Origin of the sequence: Streptomyces sp. NPDC016845, from assembly GCF_044332585.1 — a bacterium.
In the GTDB taxonomy this organism is placed as follows: Bacteria; Actinomycetota; Actinomycetes; order Streptomycetales; family Streptomycetaceae; genus Streptomyces.
The window spans coordinates 313,415-338,621 of sequence record NZ_JBIRPI010000005.1; the positions used below are offsets into that span (position 1 = coordinate 313,415).

At 71.3% G+C, this 25,207-nt stretch carries 19 protein-coding genes; 9 read left to right on the top strand and 10 right to left on the bottom strand.

Features of this window, described 5'->3' with window-relative positions:
• Window positions 1-12: 12 nt before the first annotated feature.
• On the bottom strand, window positions 13-1,779 hold the full coding sequence (gene aspS / locus ACH4RC_RS17330) for an aspartate--tRNA ligase (RefSeq protein WP_398201192.1): 1,767 nt from the start codon (window positions 1,777-1,779) through the stop codon (window positions 13-15).
• A gap of 135 nt (window positions 1,780-1,914) precedes the next feature.
• On the opposite strand from aspS, the gene ACH4RC_RS17335 reads away from it, so the two are divergent.
• Window positions 1,915-4,125, top strand: a complete 2,211-nt coding sequence (locus ACH4RC_RS17335) for a SpoIIE family protein phosphatase (RefSeq protein WP_398201195.1) — start codon at window positions 1,915-1,917, stop codon at window positions 4,123-4,125.
• Here ACH4RC_RS17335 and ACH4RC_RS17340 read toward each other — a convergent pair.
• The 3 genes from ACH4RC_RS17340 to ACH4RC_RS17350 form a co-directional block, all read right to left on the bottom strand.
• Window positions 4,038-5,195, bottom strand: coding sequence for an AI-2E family transporter (locus ACH4RC_RS17340; RefSeq protein ID WP_398201198.1), 1,158 nt, complete (start codon window positions 5,193-5,195; stop codon window positions 4,038-4,040). The two genes, ACH4RC_RS17335 and ACH4RC_RS17340, sit on opposite strands and share 88 nt — an antisense overlap.
• A gap of 148 nt (window positions 5,196-5,343) precedes the next feature.
• Window positions 5,344-6,309 carry a pirin family protein gene (locus ACH4RC_RS17345; protein ID WP_398201200.1) on the bottom strand — a complete coding sequence of 322 codons (966 nt, stop codon included), beginning with the start codon at window positions 6,307-6,309 and terminating at the stop codon, window positions 5,344-5,346.
• A 127-nt stretch (window positions 6,310-6,436) separates the two neighbouring features.
• Window positions 6,437-6,898, bottom strand: a complete 462-nt coding sequence (locus ACH4RC_RS17350; RefSeq protein ID WP_398201203.1) for an SseB family protein — start codon at window positions 6,896-6,898, stop codon at window positions 6,437-6,439.
• A 226-nt stretch (window positions 6,899-7,124) separates the two neighbouring features.
• On the opposite strand from ACH4RC_RS17350, the gene ACH4RC_RS17355 reads away from it, so the two are divergent.
• The 5 genes from ACH4RC_RS17355 to ACH4RC_RS17375 all read left to right on the top strand — a co-directional run bounded on the left by ACH4RC_RS17355 (window position 7,125) and on the right by ACH4RC_RS17375 (window position 14,864).
• Complete coding sequence (locus ACH4RC_RS17355; protein WP_398201206.1) at window positions 7,125-8,963, top strand: acyl-CoA dehydrogenase; 1,839 nt, start codon at window positions 7,125-7,127, stop codon at window positions 8,961-8,963.
• A gap of 544 nt (window positions 8,964-9,507) precedes the next feature.
• Window positions 9,508-10,815, top strand: a complete 1,308-nt coding sequence (locus ACH4RC_RS17360) for a M18 family aminopeptidase (protein ID WP_398201208.1) — start codon at window positions 9,508-9,510, stop codon at window positions 10,813-10,815.
• Between the two features lie 113 nt (window positions 10,816-10,928).
• A complete protein-coding gene (locus ACH4RC_RS17365; protein ID WP_398201211.1) occupies window positions 10,929-11,153 on the top strand; it encodes a DUF6458 family protein in 225 nt (74 codons plus the stop codon).
• A gap of 103 nt (window positions 11,154-11,256) precedes the next feature.
• On the top strand, window positions 11,257-14,031 hold the full coding sequence (locus tag ACH4RC_RS17370) for a BTAD domain-containing putative transcriptional regulator (protein WP_398201214.1): 2,775 nt from the start codon (window positions 11,257-11,259) through the stop codon (window positions 14,029-14,031).
• A gap of 107 nt (window positions 14,032-14,138) precedes the next feature.
• The gene (locus tag ACH4RC_RS17375; protein ID WP_398201217.1) at window positions 14,139-14,864 is read left to right on the top strand and encodes a DUF4232 domain-containing protein; all 726 of its coding nucleotides are present in this window, start codon (window positions 14,139-14,141) and stop codon (window positions 14,862-14,864) included.
• 17 nt (window positions 14,865-14,881) lie between these two features.
• On the opposite strand, the gene ACH4RC_RS17380 is transcribed toward ACH4RC_RS17375, so the two are convergent.
• A complete protein-coding gene (locus tag ACH4RC_RS17380; protein WP_398201220.1) occupies window positions 14,882-16,714 on the bottom strand; it encodes a thioredoxin-like domain-containing protein in 1,833 nt (610 codons plus the stop codon).
• 236 nt (window positions 16,715-16,950) lie between these two features.
• On the opposite strand from ACH4RC_RS17380, the gene ACH4RC_RS17385 reads away from it, so the two are divergent.
• A complete protein-coding gene (locus ACH4RC_RS17385) occupies window positions 16,951-17,448 on the top strand; it encodes an LURP-one-related/scramblase family protein (RefSeq protein ID WP_398201223.1) in 498 nt (165 codons plus the stop codon).
• 16 nt (window positions 17,449-17,464) lie between these two features.
• Here ACH4RC_RS17385 and ACH4RC_RS17390 read toward each other — a convergent pair whose 3' ends face one another.
• The gene (locus tag ACH4RC_RS17390) at window positions 17,465-18,265 is read right to left on the bottom strand and encodes a carbon-nitrogen family hydrolase (RefSeq protein WP_398201226.1); all 801 of its coding nucleotides are present in this window, start codon (window positions 18,263-18,265) and stop codon (window positions 17,465-17,467) included.
• A 223-nt stretch (window positions 18,266-18,488) separates the two neighbouring features.
• Between ACH4RC_RS17390 and ACH4RC_RS17395 the strand changes: the two genes are divergently transcribed.
• A complete protein-coding gene (locus ACH4RC_RS17395) occupies window positions 18,489-19,313 on the top strand; it encodes a maleylpyruvate isomerase family mycothiol-dependent enzyme (protein WP_398201229.1) in 825 nt (274 codons plus the stop codon).
• Between the two features lie 254 nt (window positions 19,314-19,567).
• On the opposite strand, the gene ACH4RC_RS17400 is transcribed toward ACH4RC_RS17395, so the two are convergent.
• Window positions 19,568-20,905: a nitrate/nitrite transporter gene (locus ACH4RC_RS17400; protein ID WP_398201232.1), complete on the bottom strand. Its 1,338-nt coding sequence runs from the start codon at window positions 20,903-20,905 to the stop codon at window positions 19,568-19,570.
• Window positions 20,902-21,588, bottom strand: a complete 687-nt coding sequence (locus tag ACH4RC_RS17405; RefSeq protein ID WP_398201235.1) for a GntR family transcriptional regulator — start codon at window positions 21,586-21,588, stop codon at window positions 20,902-20,904. The genes ACH4RC_RS17400 and ACH4RC_RS17405 overlap by 4 nt, the downstream gene beginning before the upstream one ends.
• A gap of 215 nt (window positions 21,589-21,803) precedes the next feature.
• On the opposite strand from ACH4RC_RS17405, the gene ACH4RC_RS17410 reads away from it, so the two are divergent.
• Window positions 21,804-22,661: a D-alanyl-D-alanine carboxypeptidase family protein gene (locus ACH4RC_RS17410; RefSeq protein WP_398201597.1), complete on the top strand. Its 858-nt coding sequence runs from the start codon at window positions 21,804-21,806 to the stop codon at window positions 22,659-22,661.
• A 91-nt stretch (window positions 22,662-22,752) separates the two neighbouring features.
• Here the strand turns inward: ACH4RC_RS17410 and ACH4RC_RS17415 are convergent, their stop codons facing one another.
• The gene (locus tag ACH4RC_RS17415) at window positions 22,753-24,210 is read right to left on the bottom strand and encodes a dihydrolipoamide acetyltransferase family protein (protein ID WP_398201238.1); all 1,458 of its coding nucleotides are present in this window, start codon (window positions 24,208-24,210) and stop codon (window positions 22,753-22,755) included.
• A 16-nt stretch (window positions 24,211-24,226) separates the two neighbouring features.
• Window positions 24,227-25,207, bottom strand: coding sequence for an alpha-ketoacid dehydrogenase subunit beta (locus ACH4RC_RS17420; protein ID WP_398201241.1), 981 nt, complete (start codon window positions 25,205-25,207; stop codon window positions 24,227-24,229).

Consider the following 25,207-nt stretch of genomic DNA (forward strand, 5'->3'; position numbering starts at 1 on the left):
AGCGTCAGCGCGCTACTTCTTCTCCACCGGCTTGCGCAGCTGGATGTTCAGCTCGCGCAGGCGCGACTCGTCCAGCTCGGTGGGCGCGCCCATCATCAGGTCCTGCGCGTTGCCGTTCAGCGGGAAGCTGATCGTCTCGCGGATGTTGGGCTCGTCGGCGAGGAGCATGACGATGCGGTCGACGCCGGGGGCGATCCCGCCGTGCGGCGGGGCGCCGAAGCGGAAGGCGCGGAGCATGCCCGCGAACTCGGCCTCGACGGTGTCGCGGTCGTAGCCTGCGATCTCGAACGCCTTGAGCATGATCTCGGGCTCGTGGTTCCGGATCGCGCCGGAGGACAGCTCCGTGCCGTTGCAGACGATGTCGTACTGCCAGGCAAGGATGGACAGCGGGTCCTTCTCCTCCAGGTCCTTCATGCCGCCCTGGGGCATCGAGAAGGGGTTGTGGGAGAAGTCGATCTTGCCGGTCTCCTCGTCCTTCTCGTACATCGGGAAGTCGACGATCCAGCAGAACCGGAAGACGCCCTCCTCGAAGTGGCCCGCGCGCTTGGCGGCCTCGACACGCACCGCGCCCATGATCTTGGAGACCTCGTCGAACTCGCCCGCGCCGAAGAACACGGCGTGACCGGCTTCGAGGCCGAGGCGCTTGGTCAGCTCCGCCACGTTCTCCTCGGTGAGGAACTTGGCGATCGGGCCCGTCAGCGAACCGTCCTCGGCGACGCGCACCCAGGCCAGGCCCTTGGCGCCCTGCTCGACCGCGTAGTCACCGAGCCCGTCGAAGAACTTGCGGGACTGCGAGGCGGTGTCCGGCACGGGCAGCGCGCGCACGTGCTTGCCCGCGAACGCCTTGAACCCGGACGCCTCGAAGATGTCGGAGATGTCGACGAGTTCGAGCTTGGCGCGCAGGTCCGGCTTGTCGCTGCCGTACTTCAGCATCGACTCGCGGAACGGGATGCGCGGGAACGGGGACGTGACCTCGCGGCCGCCGCCGAACTCCGTGAACAGCTCGGTCATGAGCTTCTCGATCGGCTGGAAGACGTCTTCCTGCTCGACGAAGCTCATCTCGACGTCCAGCTGGTAGAACTCGCCCGGCGAACGGTCCGCGCGCGCGTCCTCGTCGCGGAAGCAGGGCGCGATCTGGAAGTACCGGTCGAAGCCGGAGATCATCAGCAGCTGCTTGAACTGCTGCGGGGCCTGCGGCAGCGCGTAGAACTTGCCGGGGTTCAGACGGGAGGGGACGACGAAGTCACGGGCGCCCTCGGGGGACGTCGCGGTGAGGATCGGCGTCGCCATCTCGTTGAAGCCGAGGGCGACCATCTTGGAGCGGATGGACGCGATCACGGAGGAGCGCAGCATGATGTTGCGGTGCATGCGCTCGCGGCGCAGGTCCAGGAAGCGGTACTCCAGGCGGCGCTCCTCGCCGACCCCGTCGTCCTGGTTGATCTGGAACGGCAGCTGCTGGGCGGCGCCGAGCACCTCGATGTCGGCGGCCTCGATCTCGATCTCGCCGGTGGGCAGCTCCGGGTTGACGTTGTCCGCGCCGCGCGAGACGACCTTGCCGTCGACGCGGACGACCGTTTCCTTGGTCAGCTTGTCGAGGACCTCGGCGGCCTTGGTGCCGGGCCGGGCGACGAGCTGTGTGATGCCGTAGTGGTCGCGGAGATCGATGAAGAGGATGCCGCCCAGGTCTCGGCGATTGTGCAGCCAGCCGCTCAGCCGGACGTCGGCGTCGACGTCAGTGGCGCGGAGCTCGCCGCAGGTGTGGGACCTGTACCGATGCATCGTCGTTCATCCAGCCTTCGCGTTTCGGGGTTCCGGGGTGACAGCCCGGTTCCCCCAAGGGTACCGGCCGCCTCGGGATCAGCCGCCAGATACTCTCGGTGGCCGTATGCGATCACCTCTTCTTAGAGTGGGGCCATGCGCACTGGTGAGCCCCTCCCTCCGGTGGAGGACGTCCTCGCCGCTCTCGCGACCGGCCTGTGGCGGTGGGACAACCGGGCGGGCCTCGTCACGTTCGACGTGGAGGCCGCCCGGCTGATCGGGATGCCGTCGCCCGACGGGCGTCCGGTCAGCCTGTCGGAGTCGGGGGCCAGGGCCCGTTTCCACCCCGTGGACTGGAACGAGATCGACGGCGTCGTCCAGCTCGCCGTCGCCGAGGGCACCCTCGCCGAGGCCCGCCTGCGCGTCATGGACGAACGCGGGCACGTCATCCGAACCGTGCGCAGCCGCTCCAAGCCGGTGATGACCGGCGAGAGCCCGGACTCGTACGAGCTGATCGGCACGCTCCAGGAGGTCACCGAGCCGCCGCCGGGCGCCGCGGCGCGCGCCCCCGTGACCGGCGACTGGCGCCGCTCGCGCGAGGCGTTCCTGCTCGACGCGGGCCGCGCGCTCGCCGAGGCCGGGTCGACGGAGGAGGTGCTGCGGGTCGCCGCGGGCCTGTCGATGCCCGGGTTCTCCCCGGAGGGGCTCGCGGTGTTCGGCGTCACCGGCGACCGCCTCACCGTCATCGGGCACTACGGGCAGCCGGCGGACTCCGAGCACCCCTTCACCGACATGGACCTGTCCACGGACTATCCGGCGGCCGAGGTCTGCCGGACCGGGCGCGCGGTCTATCTCTCGTCACCCGCCGAGTACCAGAAGCGGTATCCCGCGGCCTGGCCGCTGGCCGCCCGGTTCCGGCGCCAGTCGTGGGCGTTCCTGCCGCTCATCATCGCGGGCCGGACGATCGGCGCGTGGATGGCGGGCTTCGCCTACCAGGTGTCGTTCACGCCCGACGAGCGCTCGGTCCTGACGACGGTCGCGCGGATGCTGGCGCAGGCCCTGTCGCGGGCCGGGGTCGCCGAGTCGGAGCGGGAGCTGACGGACGGCCTGCAGAAGTCGATGCTGCCGAACCTGGGCCCCGAGATCCCCGGCATCGCCATCGCGGCCCGCTATGTGCCGACCGGCGGCGGCCTCCAGGTCGGCGGCGACTGGTACGACATCATCCCGCTGCCCGGCGGCGCCGCCAGGACGGAGGCCGGAGGCGGCCGGGTCGCCCTGGTCATCGGCGACGTGCAGGGCCACGACGTGCGCGCCGCCGGCCTCATGGGGCAGCTCCGCATCGCCCTGCGCGCCTACGCCTCCGAGGGGCACCGCCCCGACGCGGTCCTCTCCCGCGCCTCCCGCTTCCTGAACGGCATCAGCGACACCGTCAACGGCGGCGACCCGGACGACCTGCGCTTCGCGACCTGCCTCTACGTGGAGGCGGACCCGGCGACCGGCGTCCTGGAGATCGCCCGTGCGGGCCATCCCGACCCTGCGATACGGATGGCCGACGGCACGGTCATGATGCGGCCCACGGCCGGCGGGCTCCCGCTCGGCATCGACCCGGACGCCGACTACCCCACGACCCGGCTCGTCCTGGAGCCCGGCGAGACGCTGCTCCTGTGCACCGACGGCCTGATCGAGACCGGCGGCCACGACCTCGACACGGGCTGGCTCCGGGTGCGCAGGACGCTGGAGACCGGCCCCGCCGACTCCCTGGAGGAGCTGGCCGACTCCCTCGTCCAGGCGGTGCACGGACCGTCGTCGCACCACACCACGGGCCCGCTCGTCGATCGCCGCGAGGACGACATAGCGCTGCTCCTCCTGCGCCGTACGCTCCAGTCGAGCAAGCCCTCGACCGGCCGCCGCACGGCGATGACGATCGCGCAGGCCGAGCCGGAGCGGATCGCCGCCGCCCGCCAGCAGATGCGCGAGCTGCTGCACGACTGGGCCGACGACGACCAGGTCGACTCGGCCGTGCTGCTCATCTCCGAGATGGTCACCAACGTCCTGGTCCACACCGACGGCGACGCGCTGCTCGTCGCCGAGGTCGCCAAGGACGCGGAGGGCGCGCGGCGGCTGCGCGTGGAGGTCGCGGACGCCTCGGACAACCTGCCGCACAAGCGCAGGCCGGGGGAGCTGGCCTCGTCGGGGCGCGGCCTCGTCCTCATGGAGCTGCTCGCCGAGCGCTGGGGCGTCGACCCGCAGGGCGAAGGCAAGTGCATCTGGTTCGAGCTCTATGAGAAGTCGCTCCACGAGCCGTCGGGCGCCGGGGACGAGGAGCCGGTTGTTTCACGTGAAACGCCGACGCCTCCGTTTCCGTAGCCTTCGGTCCCGTAGTCTCCGGTCCCGTCGCCTCCGGCCCCGTAGCGTCCCCGCAGCTCGTTCACGATGCCGAACGCGGCCGCCGTCAGCGGCACCGCGAGCAGCATCCCGATGATCCCGGCGACGGAGGCGCCGCCGGTGATGGCGAGCAGCACCACCGCCGGGTGCATCTGCACCGTGCGCGACTGGATCATGGGCTGGAGGACGTGCCCTTCCAGCACTTGCACCGCCAGAACCACGCCGAGCGCCCAGACAGCGATGACGAAACCCCGGTCGGCGAGGGCGACGAGGACGGAGACGGCGCCGGAGATGAAGGCCCCGAGGTAGGGGATGTAGGCGCCGACGAAGACGAGCGCGGCCAGGCCGACGGCGCCGGGGACGCGCAGGATGAGCAGGCCGACGCCGATGCAGGTGGCGTCGATGAGGGCGATGAGTGTGGTGCCGCGCATGAACCCCGCGATGGAGTTGAAGGAGCGGCGGGCGATCGCCTCCAGGGTCTCGCCGTTGTGGGGCGCGGCGTGGCGCAGGGCTCTGCGGAAGCGGCCCGCGTCGCGGAGGAAGAAGAAGCAGAGCAGCAGCGCGAGGACCGCCATGGCGACGACCTCACCGACGACGCTGAGCCCGCTGATGACGCCGGACGCGGCGCTGCCCCCGTACTTCTTGAGCAGGTCCTGGGCGCTGTCGGCGAGGTGGTCGAAGTCGATCGCGCCGGTGCCGAACCGGTCGGAGAGGTCGTTGGCGGCGGTCTTCACCGAGGCCACGATCTGGTCGCCGGTGTCGATGAGGGCCGCGACCACGATGTATCCGGCGCCGCCGACGACGATCAGGATCAGCGCGCAGGTCAGGCCCGAGGCGAGGGAGCGCTGCACCTTGGCACGGCGCAGGGCGAGGTAGACGGGGCGCAGCAGGGCGGTGCCGAGCAGCGCGAGCAGGACCGGTACGACGGCCGTCTTGAGCTCGACGCAGAGCCGGATCCCGACCCAGGCGACCCCTGCGACGAGCAGGGCCACCGCGCACCAGGCGGCGACGCGGCGGGCGGGTTCGGGGAGGAGTCGCTGACGGGTCGGCACCCGGTCAGACGATCATGACCGGGCGCGGCTCACCTCTCGGGCGGACCGGGCGGGTGAGCAGGGGCACATATGGGTGACGGCCCGCCGGGTGCAGAGTCGGCGGGCCGTCGGTTCAAGGGCACACGGGTCGGTTGCGTGTGCGGCTCGGTTACGTGTGCGGCAGGCGCTCCTTCGACGGGACGACGCCCAGGCGGCCCGCCTGGAAGTCGTCGAAGGCCTGCTGGAGCTCGGCCTTGGTGTTCATGACGAACGGGCCGTAGTGGGCCATGGGCTCACGGATCGGCTGCCCGCCGAGGATGACGACCTCCAGGTCGGGGGTGTTGCCGTCCTGGGACTCGTCGGCGCGCACGGTCAGGGAGGAGCCCGCGCCGAAGACGGCGGTCTGGCCCGCGTGGACCGGGCGGCGATCGGCGCCCACGGTGCCGCGGCCCGCGAGCACGTACACCAGGCCGTTGTAGTCCTCGCGCCAGGGCAGGGTGGCCTCGGCGCCGGGGCGGACGGTGGCGTGCACCATCGTGATCGGGGTGTGCGTGATGCCGGGGCCCTCGTGGCCGTCGAACTCGCCGGCGATGACGCGGAGCAGCGCGCCGCCGTCGGCCGTGGTGAGCAGCTTGACCTGGCCGCCGCGGATGTCCTGGTAGCGCGGGTTCTGCATCTTGTCCTTGGCGGGCAGGTTCACCCACAGCTGGAGGCCGTGGAAGAGGCCGCCGGACATGACGAGGGACTCCGGCGGGGCCTCGATGTGGAGCAGGCCCGAGCCCGCCGTCATCCACTGCGTGTCGCCGTTGGTGATGGTGCCGCCACCGCCGTGCGAGTCCTGGTGGATGAAGGTGCCGTCGATGATGTAGGTCACGGTCTCGAAGCCGCGGTGGGGGTGCCAGGGCGTGCCCTTGGGCTCTCCCGGCGCGTACTCCACCTCGCCCATCTGGTCCATCATGATGAACGGGTCGAGGTGGCGGTAGTTGATCCCGGCGAACGCGCGGCGCACCGGGAATCCTTCGCCCTCGAAGCCGCTCGGGGCGGTGGTCACGGTGAGCACGGGGCGCGCCACGGCATCCGCCGGCGCGGCCACACGGGGCAGGGTCAGCGGGTTCTCGACGGTCACAGCGGGCATTTGGGGGCCTCCTTGGCGTCCTCGTGCCTCGACTTTAGTTGAACGTAGAACTTTCTGCCACCCAGAACGCGGAACGCCCGGAGGGAATTCCCTCCGGGCGTCCGGTGAAGGTGGCTGGCGGCCGGTATCAGCCGTACATGCGCCGCATGGCGAAGTCGACCATCTGTTCGACGGCCTTCGCGTCGAAGACCATCCGGTGCTCGCCCTCCATGTCGAGGACGAAGCCGTACCCGGTGGGCAGCAGGTCGATCACCTCGGCGCCGGTGATGACGAAGTACTTGGACTCCTTGCCCGCGTACCGGCGCAGCTCCTTGAGCGTGGAGAACATCGGGATCACCGGCTGCTGGGTGTTGTGCAGCGCGAGGAAGCCCGGGTTGTCGCCGCGCGGGCAGTAGACCTTCGACGAGGCGAAGATCTGCTGGAAGTCCTCGGCGGACATCGAGCCGGTGGTGAACGCGCGGACCGCGTCGGAGAGCGAGGGCGGCGACGGCTCCGGGTACAGCGGCGGCGCCTGCTGCCCGTACCCGCCCTGCTGCGGCGGCGCGTACTGCTGCCCGGCAGCGCCGGCGTGCTGCTCGTATCCGTACATGGGGCAAAGCCTACCGAGGGCGAGGGGGCCGGTGGGCCGGGCAGCGGATCCGGCCACTTACGGCTCGTTCGTCACAGTTGCCGTGCCAGGGGTTGCGTCTTATTACCGACGGGTAGCATCCTGTTGATTACTAGTTGGTACGCGTACGAGGACGATCCCGGAGCCCGGCACGAGACGGGCCCCATGCCGCGGGTCTACCTCCCTGATCCTTTACGGAGCCGTCGCCATGGGGCACTACAAGTCGAATCTCCGCGACATCGAGTTCAACCTCTTCGAGGTGCTCGGCCGCGACAAGCTGTACGGCACAGGACCGTTCGGGGACATGGACGTCGACACGGCGAAGAGCATCCTCGAAGAGGTCGCCCGCCTCTCCGAGAACGACCTGGCCGAGTCCTTCGCGGACGCCGACCGCAACCCGCCGGTCTTCGACCCGGAGACCAACACGGCGCCGGTCCCGGCCAGCTTCAAGAAGTCCTACAAGGCGTTCATGGACGCCGAGTACTGGCGCCTCGGCCTGCCCGAGGAGATCGGCGGCACCACCGCGCCGCGCTCCCTGATCTGGGCCCACGCCGAGCTGATCCTGGGCGCCAACCCGGCGGTCTGGATGTACTCCTCCGGCCCGGCGTTCGCCGGCATCCTCTTCGAAGAGGGCACCGAGGAGCAGAAGAAGGCGGCCGCGGTCGCCGTCGAGAAGCAGTGGGGCTCGACCATGGTCCTCACCGAGCCGGACGCCGGTTCGGACGTCGGCGCCGGCCGCACCAAGGCCGTCCAGCAGGACGACGGCTCCTGGCACATCGAGGGCGTGAAGCGGTTCATCACGTCCGGTGAGCACGACATGTCGGAGAACATCCTCCACTACGTCCTCGCGCGCCCGGAGGGCCACGGCCCGGGCACGAAGGGTCTCTCCCTCTTCCTGGTTCCGAAGTTCGAGTTCGACTGGGAGACCGGCGAGCTGGGCGAGCGCAACGGCGTGTACGCGACCAACGTCGAGCACAAGATGGGCCTCAAGGCGTCCAACACGTGCGAGATGACCTTCGGCGACAAGCACCCCGCCAAGGGCTGGCTGATCGGCGACAAGCACGAGGGCATCCGCCAGATGTTCCGGATCATCGAGTTCGCCCGCATGATGGTCGGCACGAAGGCGATCTCGACGCTCTCGACCGGTTACCTGAACGCCCTGGAGTACGCCAAGGAGCGCGTGCAGGGCCCTGACCTCGCCAAGTTCATGGACAAGACGGCGCCCAAGGTCACCATCACGCACCACCCCGACGTCCGCCGCTCCCTGCTCACGCAGAAGGCGTACGCCGAGGGCATGCGCTCGCTGGTGCTCTACACCGCCTCGGTCCAGGACGCGATCCAGGTCAAGGAGGCGGCGGGCGAGGACGCGTCGGCCGACCACGCGCTCAACGACCTGCTCCTCCCCATCGTCAAGGGCTACGGCTCCGAGAAGGGCTACGAGCAGCTCGCGCAGTCCCTCCAGACGTTCGGCGGCTCCGGGTTCCTCCAGGAGTACCCGATCGAGCAGTACATCCGTGACTCGAAGATCGACACGCTGTACGAGGGCACGACGGCCATCCAGGGCCAGGACTTCTTCTTCCGCAAGATCGTCCGTAACCAGGGTGCCGCGCTGAACGGGCTCGCCGAGGAGATCAAGAAGTTCCTCGCGGTCGAGACGGGCGGTGAGGAGCTTGCCGGGGCGCGCGAGTCGCTGGCCAAGGCGGCTGTCGAGCTGGAGGCGATCGTCGGCGTCATGCTGACCGATCTGGCCGCCACGGAGCAGGACGTCAAGTCGATCTACAAGGTGGGTCTGAACACGACGCGGCTCCTCATGGCCTCCGGCGACGTGGTCGTCGGCTACCTCCTTCTGAAGGGCGCGGCTGTCGCGGCCGAGGCCCTCGCGGGTGGCGCTGCCGGCAAGGACATGCCGTTCTACCAGGGCAAGATCGCGGCGGCGAAGTTCTTCGCGGCGAATGTCCTGCCGGGGGTCGTCGGGGCGCGCAAGCTGGCGCAGGCCACGAGTGAGTCCGGGCTTGACGTCATGGAGCTCGACGAAGCGGCGTTCTAGGCTCCGCCGAGCCGGTATCCAGGCCGGGCCCGTTGTCTCCCCCGGGGACGACGGGCCTTCGTCCGTCCGCCGCTCCCGTCGTGGCTGGTCGCGCAGTTCCCCGCGCCCCTGAGATGCGCACTGCGTGCGCATCTCAGGGGCGCACCGCAATAGAGGCACGCCTCCAGGGGCGCGAAAAACCGCGCGACCAGCCACCACGACACCCGCACCCGTACCCGCACCCGCGAAAGACCCGAAGAGGCACCCCCTCAGGGGCGCGAGGAACTGCGCGACAAGCCACGGCGAGCGCCGCACCCACCACCGGACCCCAAGGCGCACCCACCAGGGGCGCGAGGAACTGCGCGACAAGCCACCACGACACCCGCACCCGCGAAAGACCCGAAGAGGCACCCCCTCAGGGGCGCGAGGAACTGCGCGACCAGCCGACACGGAGCCGCGCGAGACACGAAACCCCCGGTGGGCAGACGCTTCGTGCAAACGGGGCAGATCACGAGGCCCGGGACCACCCCAGGCCCGCCCCGGCAACCCGCACTACCCTGGCGGCATGGCAAACCCTCCCGGCCCCTTCGATCGCGGGCACACCGACGACCTGTTGACCTTCCTCGCCGCAAGCCCCACCCCGTACCACGCCGTGGCAACGGTGTCCGCACGCCTGGAGGAGGCGGGGTTCAAGCAGGTCGCGGAGGTCGACGCCTGGGACGGCACCAGCGGAGGCAAGTTCGTGACGCGCGGCGGCGCCGTCGTCGCCTGGTACGTGCCGAGCGGAGCGCACCCGCACACCCCGTTCCGCATCGTCGGCGCGCACACGGACTCCCCGAACCTGCGGGTGAAGCCGCAGCCCGACATGGGGAGCAACGGCTGGCGCCAGGTCGCCGTCGAGGTCTACGGCGGCCCGCTGCTGAACAGCTGGCTGGACCGGGACCTCGGCCTGGCGGGCCGGATCTCGCTCCGCGACGGCAGCGAGCGGCTCATCGACATCGACCGCCCGCTGCTGCGCGTCCCGCAGCTCGCGATCCACCTGGACCGCTCCGTCACCGCCGACGGTCTGAAGCTGGACAAGCAGCGCCACATGCAGCCCATCTGGGGCCTGGGCGGCGACGTGCACGAGGGTGATCTGCTGGGCTTCGTCGAGGACGAGTACGGCCTGGAGCGCCGCTCGATCACCGGCTGGGACCTCATGACGTACTCGGTCGAACCCCCCGCCTACCTGGGCCGCGACAAGGAACTCGTCGCAGGGCCCCGGATGGACAACCTGCTGTCCGTGCACGCCTGCACCGCCGCCCTTGCCGAGGTCGGCAGGCGTGACGACGCGGGCGCGCTCCCGTACATCCCGGTGCTCGCCGCCTTCGACCACGAGGAGAACGGGTCGCAGTCCGACACCGGCGCCGACGGCCCGCTGCTCGGCACCGTGCTGGAACGTTCCGTCTTCGCACGCGGCGGCTCCTACGAGGACCGCGCGCGGGCCTTCGCCGGGACGGTGTGCCTGTCGTCGGACACCGGGCACGCCGTGCACCCGAACTACGGCGAGCGCCACGACCCCACGCACCATCCGCGCGCCAACGGCGGCCCGATCCTCAAGGTCAACGTCAACAACCGGTACGCCACGGACGGCGGCGGTCGGGCCGTGTTCGCGGCGGCGTGCGAGAAGGCGGGCGTGCCGTTCCAGTCGTTCGTCTCCCACAACGCGATGCCCTGCGGCACCACGATCGGCCCGATCACCGCGGCCCGGCACGGCATCAAGACGGTCGACATCGGTGCGGCGATCCTGTCGATGCACAGCGCCCGTGAACTGTGCGGCGCCGACGACCCGTACCTTCTCGCGAACGCGCTGACCGCGTTCCTGGAGGGCTGAGAACCCCCGCGGCTCGCACGCCGCCTCCCCGACAGCCGTGTGACGCGAGGCGCTCCGGGTACCCGGAGCCCTCAAGTAGCCACGTGACAGACAACTTTGGGGAGGCGGACCTCATGAGCATGGGAGGTTGCATCATCCTGATCGCCGTCGGGGCGATCCTCAGCTTCGCGACCGACTGGCACATGAAGGGGGTCAACCTCACGCTCGTCGGCTGGATCCTGATGATCGTCGGTCTGATCGGCCTGTTCGTGTTCCGCAGCGTCGGCCGGCGCCGCGGCGTGGTCGTACCGCCCGCGCAGACGACCGTGATCGAGGACGAGCGGCACCGCCGCATCTGATCCTGTTCCGCGGTGACCCGGCGCGTACCGGCCATGTGCCCGGCGCTGCGTACTCCCCGGTAGCCCCCGCCACGTACCCTGATCACCTGGGTTTTCGGGGCAGGTGGAGGGGGACGACGCCGTGGAGTTCCGGCTGCTCGGCGCGGTCGCCGTGACCACCGGGAGCGGGGAGCTGCCGCTCGGCCCCGCCAAGCGGCGCAGCCTCCTCGCGGCGCTGCTGCTGCGCCCCAACACGACGGTCCCCCTCGATCAGCTGATCGACGCGCTGTGGCCCGAGGGGCCGCCCGCACGGGCCAGAACCGTCGCACAGGGCCACGTCTCGCGGCTGCGGGCGCTGCTCGCGCAGGGCGGCGCCGACATGTGGGGCGTGCGGCTCGTCACGCGCGGCGACGCGTACGTCCTGGAGATGCCCGAGTCGCTGCTCGACGCCCACCGCTTCGACGAACTGGTCCGCCTCGCCCACGCGCAGCGCTCGCCCGACGACGCGGCGGCCCTGCTGCGCGAGGCGCTCGCGCTGTGGCACGGGCCCGCGCTCGTCGGCGTCGCCACCGCGGGCCCGTTGCGGGTCGCGGCGGACGGCCTGGAGGAGGCGCGGATCTCGGCGGTCGAGCACCTCGCGCGCACCTACGGCGAGTTCGGCGAGCACGCGCGCGCCGCCTCCCTGCTGCACGCCGAGGCCGTCGCCCACCCGATGCGGGAGTCGCTCGCCGCCGCGCTGATGCGGGCGCTGTACCGCTCGGGCCGCCAGTCCGACGCCATCGACCAGTACCACCGCACCCGCACCCTGCTCGCCGACGAGCTCGGCGTCGATCCCGGCGCCGCGCTCCGCGAGGCGTACGGGGAGATCCTCGCGGGCTGCCAGGCCCCTGCCCCGGCCCCCGACCCCGCCCGGTCCGAACCGGTCCCCGTACCGGCCCCCGCCATCGATCCCGCGCCCCGCGCGGACGGTCCCGACCTGCTGCCGCGTCCGCCGCGCGGGTTCGTCGGGCGGGACCGGGAGCTCGCCGCGATCACCGCCGCCGCGCGGCGCGAGCACGCCGTCGTCGTCGTCACCGGGCCCGCCGGGGTCGGCAAGTCGGCCGCGACCCTGCACTGGGCGCACGCCGCACGCCCGCACTACGACGGCGTCCTCTTCGCCGACCTGCACGGCTTCGACGACGAGGCCGGCGGCGACCCGGGCGCCCCCGACACCGCCGACGTGCTCCGGGAGTTCCTGATCGCCCTCGGGGTCGCGCCCCGCGAGCTGCCGGACACGCCGGGCGCGCTGGCCGCCGCCTACCGGTTCCGTACCGAGGACCGGCGACTGCTCGTCGTCCTCGACAACGCCCGGACCGCCGCGCAGGTCCGCCCGCTCCTCCCGGCCGGGCGGGGCAGCGCCGCGCTCGTCACGTCGCGGCTGCGGCTCGACGGGCTCGCGGTCAGCGAACTCGCCCGCACCGTCGACATGGGCGTCCTCGACGGGCCCGCGTCCGCCGCGCTGCTCGCCGCCGCCACCGGCGCCGAGGAGCGGCTCGCCGCCGAACCGGCCGCCGCCGCCCGGCTCGCGGCCCTGTGCGCGGGCCTGCCGCTCGCGCTGCGCGTCGTCGCGGCCCGGATCAACGCCCGGCCGCGGTGGCCGCTCGCCCCCCTCGCCGAGGAACTCGCCGACGAACAGCGCCGCCTCGCCCTCCTCGACGTCGACGACACCGGCGTCGCCGCCGCGCTCCGCCTCACCCTGCTCGCCCTGCCCGCCGACGCCAGGGCCCTCTTCGGCCGCCTCGGCGACCTGCCGGGCCCCGACCTCGACCGGTACGCCGCCGCGGCCCTCACCGGGACCTCGCCCGGCGACGCCGCCACCGCCCTGGACCGCCTCGCCGCCGCCCACCTCGTCACCGAGCGGGCACCAGGACGGTACGGGATGCACGATCTCGTACGGCTCTACGCGCGCGGCCCCGCCCGTGACGACGCGCCACCTTCTTCTGAGACCCACGGTGATCCGGGCGAACCTCTCGTCCGCCTCCTCGACCACTACGTCCGCACCGCCCTGCGCGCCACCACCGTCGCCGAACCCGACGACCGGCCCTGCTGCGTCCTGCCCGCCGACGTCCGCCCCGACCTGGGCGGACCGCCGCTGCCCGACCGGGCGGCCGCGCTCGGCTGGTTCACCGCGCAGCGCGAGAACCTCGCGGCGGCCGCCGGGGCCGCCCACGCCGCCGGGCACGACGACCGGGCCTGGCGCCTGGTCGTACTCCAGTGGCCCTCCGTCGTCAGCTACGTACGCGACGACTGGATGCCGCTGCTCGAACAGGGCGTGGCCGCCGCCGTGCGCCTCTGTGACCCGGACGCCGAGGCCCGGATCCGCGCGCTGTGCGGCTGGGTCCTCACCGAGGAGGGCCGGCTCGCCCAGGCTCTTGAGCACTTGGAGCGCGCCCCGGCGCTCGCCGCGCGCGCGGGCGACCCGTCCAGCGAGGCGACCGCCCTGGTCAACCTGGCCGTCGCCCTGGACCGCGGCGGGGCGGCGGGCCCCGAGCCCCTCGCCCATCTGACCCGCGCCGCCGACCTGGCCCGCGCCGCCGGTGACGTACTGACCGAACTGCTCGCCCTGGAGCACCGGGCCCGCCGCCTCCTCGCCCTCGGCGACCACCCGGCCGTGCTCGCCTGCACGGAGCGCGGCCTCGCTCTTCCGGGCGTCGCGGCCGAAGGGCTCGCTCCCCTGCGGCAGACCCTGCTCCGGGTCTCGCGCGGCGCCGCGCTGCTCGGCACGGGCCGCGCGGAGGAGGCCCGTACGTGTCTGCGCCGGGCGTACGAGGACGCGGTGCGCCAGGGTTTCGAGGACGGCATCCAGCGGGCGGAAGCGCAGCTCACACGGGCCGACAGCCAAACGGCGACGAGGCGATAACGCGTCGGCGACCGGACGGCGACAGCGGCGGGCACTGTGGGACACACAGCAGCCCGCCGGACCAGGCGGGCACATCGCAACCGCTCGAAACCGGGGGAATCTCCACCATGGCCCGCATCACCGCCCGTACGACCGTTCTCGCCGCCGCCGCTCTCGTCGCCGGCCTCACGATGACCGCCTGCTCCGGCGGCGACGGAGGCACCAAGGACGAGGGCGCCGCCCCGAAGGCGACCGTCGCCGCGACCACGGTCACGGGCACCGCGACCGACGCCGAAGCCGCTTCCGGTACGAACACGCAGGCGGGCGGCGCGTCCAAGGCGGACGCCGCCAAGAGCGGCACCGGCACCGCCAAGAGCGGCACCGGCACCGCGAAGAACGGCGCCGCCGCAGGCACCAAGGCCGCCGCGCCCGAGTGCAAGGTGACGTCGCTCGGCTACACCCTCCAGCGCAAGAACCCGGAGCAGCAGGGCGACCACCTGCTGATCACCGCGGTCAACAAGTCCGGCGCCGCCTGCACCGTGCAGAAGTTCCCGGTCGTCACCCCGGGCGACGCCAACGGCGACGTGCCGCTCGCCAAGGACGACCAGCGGCCCGCGCAGCCGATCCTCGTGAAGCCGGGCTCCACCGTCTACTCGGCGCTCCCCGTCTACCAGGACATCAAGGCCGAGGACGACTACTTCACGTCGATCAAGCTGTCCCTGGTGATGAACGACGCCGACGCGTCCGGCGCCTTCGTCACGCTGAAGACGCCGGGCGAGGTCGAGTACGCGGGCAAGCAGGCGGACGGCATCGAGGTGCTCTCCTGGAACACCCGCAAGCCGTTCGACTACTGAGCCGCTGTCAGGCCCTGTCAGGCCCCCTGCTCGTCCATCCCGGCGAGCACCAGCGGCAGCCGGTCCGCGCCGCCCTCGGCGACGCGGACCGGGACGCCCCAGTCCTGCTGGTGCACGTGGCACGCCGGGTACTCGTTGGCGGGGTCGTCGTCGCAGGACGCGGCCATCGCCGAGACGTGCAGGACGCCCTCGGTGATCTCGGGGTTCAGGGTCAGCTCGCGCGCCAGGTCGGTGCCCGCGCCGTCGCCGGAGGCGAGCAGCTCGGGCGGGGTCGCGGAGACGAGGAGCCGGGTCGAGGGCCCGTAGCGGGTGTCGAGCTTCTGCCCGGCCGGTGCCTGGAAGATGACATCGAGTGCGAGCTTTCCGCCCGCCACGTCGGTCGCCGCGCGCTGCGTGCGGTGGGCGACGGACTCGACGCGGACGGCCTCCTCGGGCAGCCGGAGCCGGGTCAGCCGGTGCCGCGCGGATTCCACGACGACGATGTCGTCCCCCACGAGGACGGCGTCGCTGGGCTCGCGCAGGTCGGTGGCAAGCGTCGTCACCTGCTCCGTCGCCGGGTCGTAGCGGCGCAGGGCGTGGTTGTACGTGTCCGAGACCGCGACCGAGCCGTCGGGCAGGGCGGTGACGCCGAGCGGGTGCTGGAAGAGGGCCTGTGCGGCGTCGCCGTCACGGTGCCCGAAGTCGAAGAGGCCGGTGCCGACGGCCGTGTGGACGTGCCCGTCCAGGCCGACCCAGCGCAGGGCGCTGTTCTCCGGGTCGGCGACCCACAGCCGCTCCTCGGTGGCGGCGAGCCCGGAGGGCTGCGCGAACCAGGCCTCGGCGCCCGGTCCGTCGACGAGGCCCTCGTTGGTCGTCCCGGCGGCGACCTCGACGGTCCCCGCCCGCGGGTCGTACGTCCACAGCTGGTGCACACCGGCCATGGCGATCCACACCTTGCCGCCGAAGACGGCGACGTCCCACGGCGACGACAGGTCGACCTCCAGGGCCGGACCGCTGGTCGGCGACCCCTGCCACCACTGCTTGCCGGTACCGGCGAGGGTGCGGACGGCGCCGCTCGCGAGGTCGACGGCGCGCAGCGCGTGGTTGACCGTGTCTGCGACGACGACGGTGTTCTCGTCGAGCAGCGCGAGCCCCTGCGGCTCGTTGAACGCGTCGTCCCCGAAGCCGCGCTCGCCGCTGCCGATGCGCCGCACGACGCTCTCGCCGTCGGCCGCCAGCTCGACGAGCTGATGCCGGGTGGTGTCGCTGACCAGGAGGTTCCCGGAGGGAAGCAGCAGCGCCTTGCCGGGGAAGCGCAGGTCCGTGGCGACCGGCTCGGGCGCGACGTAGGGGCCCTCGCCGCGGTGCAGCGTCCCCTTCGCCCCGTGCTCGGCCTCCAGCTCCTCGACGAGCTTGGCGATGGCGTGCGCGTGCCCCTCACCGGCGTGCTGCGCGACGACGTACCCCTCGGGGTCGATCACGACCAGCGTCGGCCAGGCCCGCACCGCGTACTGCTTCCAGGTCGCGAGCTCGGGGTCGTCGAGCACCGGGTGCTCCACCCCGTACCGCTCCACGGCGTCGACGACCGCCGCGTGCTCGGCCTCGTGCACGAACTTCGGCGAGTGCACGCCGATGATCACGAGGGTGTCCCGGTGCTGTTCCTCCAGCTCCCGCAGCTCATCGAGGACGTGCAGGCAGTTGATGCAGCAGAAGGTCCAGAAATCTACAACGACACACTTACCTCGTAGGTCAGCGAGCGTGAGTTCCTTCCCACCGGTGTTCAGCCAGCCGCCCTTGCCGATCAGCTCGGGGGCGCGGACACGGGCACGGCGGAGGGGCGCGGGGGTGGGCGCAGGGGCAGCATCGTTCATGCTTCAAGCTTGCCATCGCTCCGCGAACGCGGGATCACGCCCGTACGAAGCACCTGCTCATACAACGAAGCACCTGCTCAAGGCATAGGTTCCACCACGGCGGCTTCCGCCGTACCTCCCGGAGTGGGCTTCCCAGCGGCGCGGCAGTCTTGTCGCCGTGCGACGAGTTCGCGCCGTTGTCACCCGGCTGCACCGCGGGAGGGTCCGAGCGGCGGCTTCCGGGCAAGCATCGACGTATGCGCTACGAAGTACGGGAACGGCTCTTCGCCATCGGCGAGGACTACTGGATCGAGGACGAGAACGGCCACAAGGCGTTCCTCGTCGACGGCAAGGCGATGCACCTGCGGGACACCTTCGAGCTCAAGGGTCCCGACGGGCGCGTCCTCATCGACATCCACGAGAAGATGTTCGCCCTGCGCGACACGATGGTCATCGAGCGCGGTGACGACCAGCTCGCCAAGATCAAGCGCAAACGGCTGTCGCTGCTGCGCAACCACTACCGGGTCGAGCTGGTCGACGGCACCGAACTCGACGTCAGCGGCAAGATCCTGGACCGTGAGTTCGCCATCGAGTACGACGGCGAACTCCTCGCCGAGATCTCCCGGCGCTGGCTGCGCGTGCGCGACACCTACGGCGTCAACGTGGTCCGCGAGGACGCCGACCCGGCCCTGATCATCGCCGTCGCGGTCTGCGTCATCCACCTCGCGGAGAAGGAACGGGGGGCCGGCGACTGATCCGTGAGGTCCGCTCTCAGCGGCGGGGCGGCGTCTCCATGCCGAGAAGGCGGTCCTTGAGCGCCGGGAACTGATCCCGGGTGGCCGAGACCCGCGCCGGGTCGAACTCCACCCGCAGCACCTCTTCCCCGGCGCCCGCCTCCGCGAGGACCTCGCCCCACGGATCGACCACGATGCTGTGCCCCGCCTGCGGAACGCCCGCGTGCGTCCCGGCGCTTCCGCAGGCGAGCACGTACGCCTGGTTCTCGACGGCGCGCGCCTGCGCGAGCAGCGTCCAGTGCGCGCGGCGCCGCTCGGGCCAGCCGGCCGCGACGAGCAAGGTCTCCGCGCCCCGGTCGACCAGCCCCCGGTACAGCTCCGGAAAGCGCAGGTCGTAGCAGGTACTGACGCCCAGGACCGTCTCCGGCAGACGTACGCTCACCAGCTCCTCGCCCGCGCTCATCAGCACGGCCTCGCCCTTGTCGAAGCCGAACCGGTGGATCTTGCGGTAGGCGGCGACGAGTTCGCCGTCGGGTGAGAAGGTGAGCGCCGTGTTGTACAGCGGGCCCTCAGGGTCCCGCTCGGGGATCGACCCCGCGTGCAGCCACACGCCCGCCTCGCTCGCCGCCTTGGCCATCGCCTCGAAGGTCGGCCCCTCCAGCGGCTCGGCCTCCTCCGCGAACAGGTCATAGGCGAAGGCGCCGGTCGTCCACAGCTCGGGGAGGACGACGAGATCGGCGGCGCCTGACTCCGCGCCGACCAGCGAACTCACTCGATCTCGCCGCTCGTTGACCGATTCGCCCTCGTTTACCGCGATCTGGATGAGGGAGGCGCGCACACTACCACCGTCCTGGCATTCGAGTCTTCGACACGGGCCTACGATCGTCACACGAAAGCACTGCAGGGGTGCCTACGGGCAGCGTACTGTGCCAACCCGGGGGAGCCCCCGGACCCCCACGGACGCGCCATGATCCACCCCGCAGCCCGCGACCGCACCGCCGCCCGCATCCGCCCGTCTACTTCACCGACCGTGCACCACACCGCTCGAGGGGTCCCCTTCCGTGAGTCTCCACCCCAGCCTTCAGACCTACGCCGACGCCTGGACCCACTCCGTGGAAGCGATATCCGAGCTGGTCACACCGCTCGTCGAAGGTGAGTGGAACCGCGCGACGCCGTGCCCCGGCTGGTCGGTGCGCGACATCGTGTCCCATGTCATCGGCGCCGACTGCGAGATGCTCGGCGACCCCCGGCCGATCCACACCCTGCCGCGCGACCTGTACCACGTACAGACCGAGTCGCAGCGCTACCAGGAGGTCCAGGTCGACGTCCGCCGCCATCACACGGCGCCGGAGATGGTCGCCGAGCTGGAGTACACGATCATCCGCCGCTCGCGTCAGCTGCGGAACGAGAGCCGCGCCCCGGGGACCGTCGTGCGCGGCCCGCGCGCCGTCGAGGAGACCCTCGAGTTCGCCATGCGCAGGCGCGCGTTCGACATCTGGGTCCACGAACAGGACCTCCGCTGGGCCCTCGGCAAGCCCGGCAACCTCGACTCCCCGGGCGCCCACGTCACCCGCGACATGCTCCTCGCGGCCCTGCCGAAGGTCGTCGCGAAGGACGCGGGGGCCCCCGCCAACTCGGCCATCGTCTTCGACGTCCACGGCCCCGTCGAGTTCCTCCGCACGGTCCGTGTCGACGCGGACGGCCGGGGCACGATCGACGGAGCGCCCTCCCTGGGCCCGGCGGTGACCCTGGCCCTGGACTGGGAGACCTACGTCCGCCTGTCCTGCGGCCGAGTAACACCGGAAGCGGTGAGGGACCAGGTGAAGGCAGACGGCGACATGGACTTGGCAGCCGCGATAGTGGCAGCGCTGAGAGTGACTCCGTAGAACGCGGAAGCCGCAGGCCAGCCACAGCAACTGGCCCGCCCTACAGCGAGCGACCACCACCCCGCCTCGGGGCAGGTTGCCGCCTCCGCCGATCCCCGCCCCGCCGCGGCTCGCCCCGCCTTGGGCCGTCTGCCTTGGGCCGTCTGCCTCCCCCGGACTTCGTCCGGAGCCCCGGGGTGGCACGGGTGGGCAAGGCGGACCCCAGCGCCGGGCACGCGTCGGCAAAAAGGGCCGCCGCTACAACCCCGTACGGCTCACGCCGGCACGTGCACAGACGTGACCCGGGACGCGACCAGCCGCTCCCGCTCGGCGCGAGCCGCCCTCCTCCGCAGCCGCAGAATCTGGCTGACCCCCAGCACCTGCAACAAGAACACCGCGGAAAACGCCACCCGGTAGTCATCGCCGGAGGCATCAAGCAAGACCCCGACCAGCAGCAACGTAGTCATGGACGCGATGAACCCGCCCATGTTCACGATCCCGGACCCGGTCCCCTGCCGCTCAGGCGGATTCGCCGGCCGAGCGAAATCGAACCCGATCATGGACGCGGGTCCGCACGCCCCGAGCACCACGCACATCACGACGAGCAGCCACATGGGCGCCCGCCCCGGCCAGGCGATGGGCGCGGCCCACACCAGCGCGGTCACCCCCACCGTCCCGAGCGCCAACGGCAGCCGCGCCGCATGATGCCGGGCGACGATCTGCCCGTACACGAGCCCGACGACCATGTTGGCCAGGACCACAAGCGTCAGCAGCTCACCGGCGACCCCCCGCGACAGCCCCTGCGCCTCGACGAGGAACGGCAGCCCCCACAGCAGCAGGAAGACCATCGCCGGGAACTGCGTGGTGAAGTGCACCCACATCCCCAGCCGCGTCCCCGGCTCCCGCCAGGCCGCCGCGATCTGCGCCCGCACATACACCGTCCCCTTGTGCGACGCGGGCACCGGCGCGGGCTCGAACCCCTCGGGGTGGTCCTTGAGGAAGAACAGCATCAGCACCAGGACGACGACGCCCGCGAACGCGCTCCCGGCGAACGCGGCCTCCCAGCCGACCCCGTGCAGCAGCCGCGCGATGACCAGGGTGGAGACCAGGTTGCCCGCCATGCCGACGAGCCCGGCGAGCTGCGCGACCAGCGGCCCGCGCCGCGCCGGGAACCAGCGGGTGCCGAGCCGCAGCACGCTGATGAACGTCATCGCGTCACCGCACCCGAGCAGCGCCCGCGAGGCGAGCGCCATCCCGTACGACGACGAGAACGCGAAGCCGAGCTGTCCGATGGTGAACAGCACCACGCCGAACGTCAGCACCTTCTTCGTGCCGAGCCGGTCGACCATCAGGCCGACGGGTATCTGCATGCCCGCGTACACGAGCAGCTGGAGGATCGAGAAGGTGGAGAGCGCGGAGGCGTTGATGTGGAACCGCTCGACGGCGTCGAGCCCGGCCACGCCCAGCGACGTACGGAAGATGACGGCGACGAAGTAGACGGCGACGCCGATGCACCACACGGCTATCGCTCTGCGTCCGCCCGGCGGATCCCCGGGCAGGGACGAGGCGGGGGACCCGGATGAGGCGGACGAGGCGGAGGAGGCGGAGCTCATCGCACGTCACCCCGCGCCAGGCTCTGGAACCAGCCCACGTGCCGCCGCACCACGGCGACCGCCGCCTCGACGTCCCCGGCGCGCAGCGCGTCGAGGAGTTCGCCGTGCTCGGCGAGGGTCTTGGCGATGCGGTCCGGGTGGGAGTGCATGACGGCGACGCCCATCCGCAGCTGCCGGTCGCGCAGCTGGTCGTAGAGGCGGGAGAGGATCTCGTTGCCCCCGCTGCGCACGATCTCCGCGTGGAAGCACCGGTCGGTGGCGGCGGCGTCCGCGAACTGCCCCGCGGCGGCCTGGAGCCGCTGGGTGTCGAGCAGCTCCTCCAGGCGCTCGATCAGCCACGGCTGCGCCGGGACCGCCTTGCGCACCGCGTGCTCCTCGACGAGCAGCCGGGTCTCGACGACGTCCGCGATCTCCTGCGCCGAGACGGGCAGCACCAGGGCGCCCTTCTTCGGGTAGAGCCGCAGCAACCCCTCGACCTCGAGCTTGAGCAGCGCTTCCCGCACGGGGGTGCGGGACACCCCGACGGCCTCGGCGAGCTCGCCCTCGGTGAGCAACGTCCCGCCCTCGTAGTGGCGTTCGAGCACACCGCGCTTCACATGGTCATAGACGCGGTCGGCGGCAGGGGCACGCTTTTCGGCGGTGCGCTTTTCGGCGGTGCGTTTCTCGGTGACGGTCGAGGGCATGCGCACATCATAGATACAACAGGTACGCAAGTCGGACAGCGTCCGTCATGTGGGATGCCGGGCCAATTGGTGGCACTGGGCGGCTTTACAAGATTTTGTGCTCCGCCTGTGCAACCCCCCACCCGTCCGGGGTGTCTCACCAATGCGCGTCCCGCCCAAGGGGCGGCGCATTAGGGGCACTTGGAGCGTCCATCTTGAAGACTCGCATAACGGGCATCGCTGTTCTCGTCGCTGGAACCGTGCTGACCAGCGGAGCGCTGACCACCTCCGCACAGGCCGCCTCCGCACCGGCCGTACCCAAGATCGCCGCCGTCGGCGGCTTCGTGATGAACAACGGGACGGGCAAGTCCCTGTACACCAAGGCCGCGGACACCCGCCGGTCGACCGGCTCCACCACGAAGATCATGACCGCGAAGGTGGTGCTGGCCCAGCGCGGCCTGAACCTGAACTCCAAGGTCACGATCCAGAAGGCGTACAGCGACTACATAGTCAAGAACAACGCCTCGTCGGCCCGGCTCATCGTCGGCGACAAGGTCACCGTCCGCCAGCTCCTCTACGGGCTGATGCTGCCGTCCGGCTGCGACGCCGCGTACGCGCTCGCGGACAAGTTCGGCTCGGGCTCCACGCGCACCGCGCGCGTGAACAACTTCATCGCCAAGATGAACAAGAGCGCCAAGGATCTGGGCCTGAAGAACACCCACTTCGACTCGTTCGACGGCATCGGCAAGGGCAAGAACTACTCGACGCCGCGCGACCTGACGAAGATCGCCTCGTCGGCGATGAAGAACTCCACGTTCCGCTCGGTCGTCAAGACCAAGTCGACGAAGCAGAAGGTCTCGACGAAGTCCGGCGGCTACCGCTACATGTCGTGGTCGAACACGAACACGCTGCTCGGTTCGTACTCCGGCGCCATCGGCGTGAAGACCGGCTCGGGCCCGGAGGCCGGCTACTGCCTGGTCTTCGCGGCCACCCGCAGCGGCAAGACCGTGATCGGTACGGTCCTGAAGTCGACGTCGGTCAACGCCCGCACGTCCGACGCGAAGAAGCTCATGGACTACGGCTTCAAGAAGTAGTCCCGTACGGAGCGCCCCCACAGGGGCGCGGGGAACTGCGCGACCAGCCACGACGGTGCCGCACCGCGAACGGAGCGGCACCGTCGAGGTGTTAGGCCCAAGTGATCAAACGCCGGGGACGCTCGAGCACGGCCGCCACGTCCGCCAGCACCTTCGACCCCAGCTCCCCGTCCACCAGCCGGTGGTCGAAGGAGAGCGCGAGGGTCGTCACCTGACGCGGCTTGACCTTGCCCTTGTGCACCCAGGGCTGGAGCTTGATCGCGCCGACGGCGAGGATCGCCGACTCCCCCGGGTTGAGCAGCGGCGTACCGGTGTCGACACCGAAGACGCCGACATTGGTGATGGTGACCGTGCCACCCTGCATCGCCGCCGGCGACGTCTTGCCCTCACGCGCCGTGCCCACCAAGTCACCCAATGCGGATGCCAGTTCGGGCAGGGTTTTGGCGTGGGCGTCCTTGATGTTCGGGACGATGAGCCCGCGCGGGGTCGCCGCGGCGATGCCCAGGTTCACGTAGTGCTTCTGGACGATCTCCTGGTTGGCCTCGTCCCAGGACGCGTTGATGTCCGGGTTGCGCTTGATCGCGACGAGCAGGGCCTTGGCGATGAGCAGCAGCGGGTTGACCCGCAGCCCCTGCATGTCCTTGTCGGCCTTGAGCTCCTCGACGAGCTTCATCGTGCGCGTCACGTCGACCGTCACGAACTCGGTGACGTGCGGCGCGGTGAACGCCGAGCCGACCATCGCCTGCGCCGTCGCCTTGCGCACGCCCTTCACGGGGACGCGCGTCTCACGGACGCTGTCGTACGAGGCCGCGGGCGCCGCCACCGACGCGGCGGCCGGGGCCGGAGCCCGCACCGGGGCCTCAGGGGCCGTCGGCGCGGACGCGGGCGCCACCGCCGCGTGCACGTCCTCGCGCGTGATGATCCCGTCCGGGCTCGACGGGACCACCGCGGCGAGGTCCACGCCGAGGTCCTTGGCGAGCTTGCGCACGGGCGGCTTGGCCAGCGGCCGCTCCACGACGGCCGGAGCCGCCGTCCCGTTGGCGACCGTCCCGTTGGCGACCGTCCCGTTCGTGGCCGTGCCGTTCGTGGCCGTGCCGTTCGTGGCCGTGCCGTTCGTGGCCGTGCCATTGGCCGCTGCCCCGTTGGCCGCTGCCTCGGCACCCTTGCGGGCCCGCCGCTTGGTGGACGTCTCGGCGACGCCGTAGCCGACGAGCACGGGCTGCCGCCCCTGCGGCTCGGCACCCTCGGCCTCGGCCTCGGTCTCCACCGGCGCCTGCACCACGGGCTCGGGCTCCGGCGCGGGCGCGTCCCCCGCCACGTCCACCGAGATGATCACCTGGCCGACGTCGACGGTCGTCCCCTCGGGGAACAGCAGCTCCTTGACGACGCCGTCGAACGGGATCGGCAGCTCGACGGCCGCCTTCGCCGTCTCCACCTCGCAGACGACCTGCCCGTCCTCGACGGTGTCGCCGGGCTGTACGTACCACTTGAGGATCTCGGCCTCGGTCAGGCCTTCGCCCACGTCGGGCATCTTGAATTCGCGCGCCATGACTGTCAGGCCCCTCTCAGTACGCAAGCGAGCGGTCGACGGCGTCGAGCACCCGGTCCAGGCCCGGCAGGTACTCGTCCTCCAGGCGCGCCGGCGGATACGGGGCGTGGTAGCCGCCGACCCGCAGCACGGGCGCCTCCAGGTGGTAGAAGGACCGCTCGGTGATCCGCGCGGCCAGCTCGGCGCCCGAGCCGAGGAAGACCGGTGCCTCGTGCGTGACGACCAGGTGGCGTGTCTTCTCCACCGACTTCTGCACGGTGTCGAAGTCCATCGGGGAGATCGAGCGCAGGTCGACGACCTCCAGGGACTTTCCCTCCTCCGCGGCGGCGGCCGCGGCCTCCAGGCAGACCTTCACCATCGGCCCGTACGCGACGAGCGTCAGGTCGGTGCCCTCGCGCACCACACGCGCCTTGTGCAGGTCGCCGGGGACGGCCTCGGTGTCGACCTCGCCCTTGTCCCAGTAGCGCCGCTTCGGCTCGAAGAAGATCACCGGGTCGTCGCTCTGGATCGCCTGCTGGAGCATCCAGTACGCGTCCGAGGAGTTCGAGGGGGAGATCACCTTCAACCCCGGCACGTGCGCGAACAGCGCCTCGGGGGACTCGCTGTGGTGCTCGACAGCGCCGATGCCGCCGCCGTACGGGATCCGGACGACGACCGGCGTCTTGATCTTGCCCAGAGCGCGCGCGTGCATCTTCGCGAGCTGCGTGACGATCTGGTCGTAGGCCGGGAAGACGAAACCGTCGAACTGGATCTCCACCACGGGGCGGTAGCCGCGCAGCGCGAGTCCGATGGCCGTGCCGACGATGCCGGACTCGGCCAGCGGGGTGTCGATGACCCGCTCCTCGCCGAAGTCCTTCTGCAGGCCGTCGGTGACGCGGAAGACGCCGCCGAGCTTGCCGACGTCCTCGCCCATGACGAGGACCTTCGGGTCGTTCTCCAGCGCCGTGCGCAGCGACTCGTTGATCGCCTTGGCGATCGGAAGCTTCTGTACCGCCAT

Bases quoted from the DNA above. Each gene is read 5' to 3' on its own strand.
- aspS (WP_398201192.1), bottom strand. From the start codon at position 1,779: ATGCATCGGTACAGGTCCCACACCTGCGGCGAGCTCCGCGCCACTGAC.
- ACH4RC_RS17335 (WP_398201195.1), top strand. From the start codon at position 1,915: ATGCGCACTGGTGAGCCCCTCCCTCCGGTGGAGGACGTCCTCGCCGCT.
- ACH4RC_RS17345 (WP_398201200.1), bottom strand. From the start codon at position 6,309: ATGCCCGCTGTGACCGTCGAGAACCCGCTGACCCTGCCCCGTGTGGCC.
- ACH4RC_RS17350 (WP_398201203.1), bottom strand. From the start codon at position 6,898: ATGTACGGATACGAGCAGCACGCCGGCGCTGCCGGGCAGCAGTACGCG.
- ACH4RC_RS17355 (WP_398201206.1), top strand. From the start codon at position 7,125: ATGGGGCACTACAAGTCGAATCTCCGCGACATCGAGTTCAACCTCTTC.
- ACH4RC_RS17360 (WP_398201208.1), top strand. From the start codon at position 9,508: ATGGCAAACCCTCCCGGCCCCTTCGATCGCGGGCACACCGACGACCTG.
- ACH4RC_RS17365 (WP_398201211.1), top strand. From the start codon at position 10,929: ATGAGCATGGGAGGTTGCATCATCCTGATCGCCGTCGGGGCGATCCTC.
- ACH4RC_RS17375 (WP_398201217.1), top strand. From the start codon at position 14,139: ATGGCCCGCATCACCGCCCGTACGACCGTTCTCGCCGCCGCCGCTCTC.
- ACH4RC_RS17380 (WP_398201220.1), bottom strand. From the start codon at position 16,714: ATGAACGATGCTGCCCCTGCGCCCACCCCCGCGCCCCTCCGCCGTGCC.
- ACH4RC_RS17385 (WP_398201223.1), top strand. From the start codon at position 16,951: ATGCGCTACGAAGTACGGGAACGGCTCTTCGCCATCGGCGAGGACTAC.
- ACH4RC_RS17400 (WP_398201232.1), bottom strand. From the start codon at position 20,905: ATGAGCTCCGCCTCCTCCGCCTCGTCCGCCTCATCCGGGTCCCCCGCC.
- ACH4RC_RS17405 (WP_398201235.1), bottom strand. From the start codon at position 21,588: ATGCCCTCGACCGTCACCGAGAAACGCACCGCCGAAAAGCGCACCGCC.
- ACH4RC_RS17415 (WP_398201238.1), bottom strand. From the start codon at position 24,210: ATGGCGCGCGAATTCAAGATGCCCGACGTGGGCGAAGGCCTGACCGAG.
- ACH4RC_RS17420 (WP_398201241.1), bottom strand. From the start codon at position 25,207: ATGGCGGTACAGAAGCTTCCGATCGCCAAGGCGATCAACGAGTCGCTG.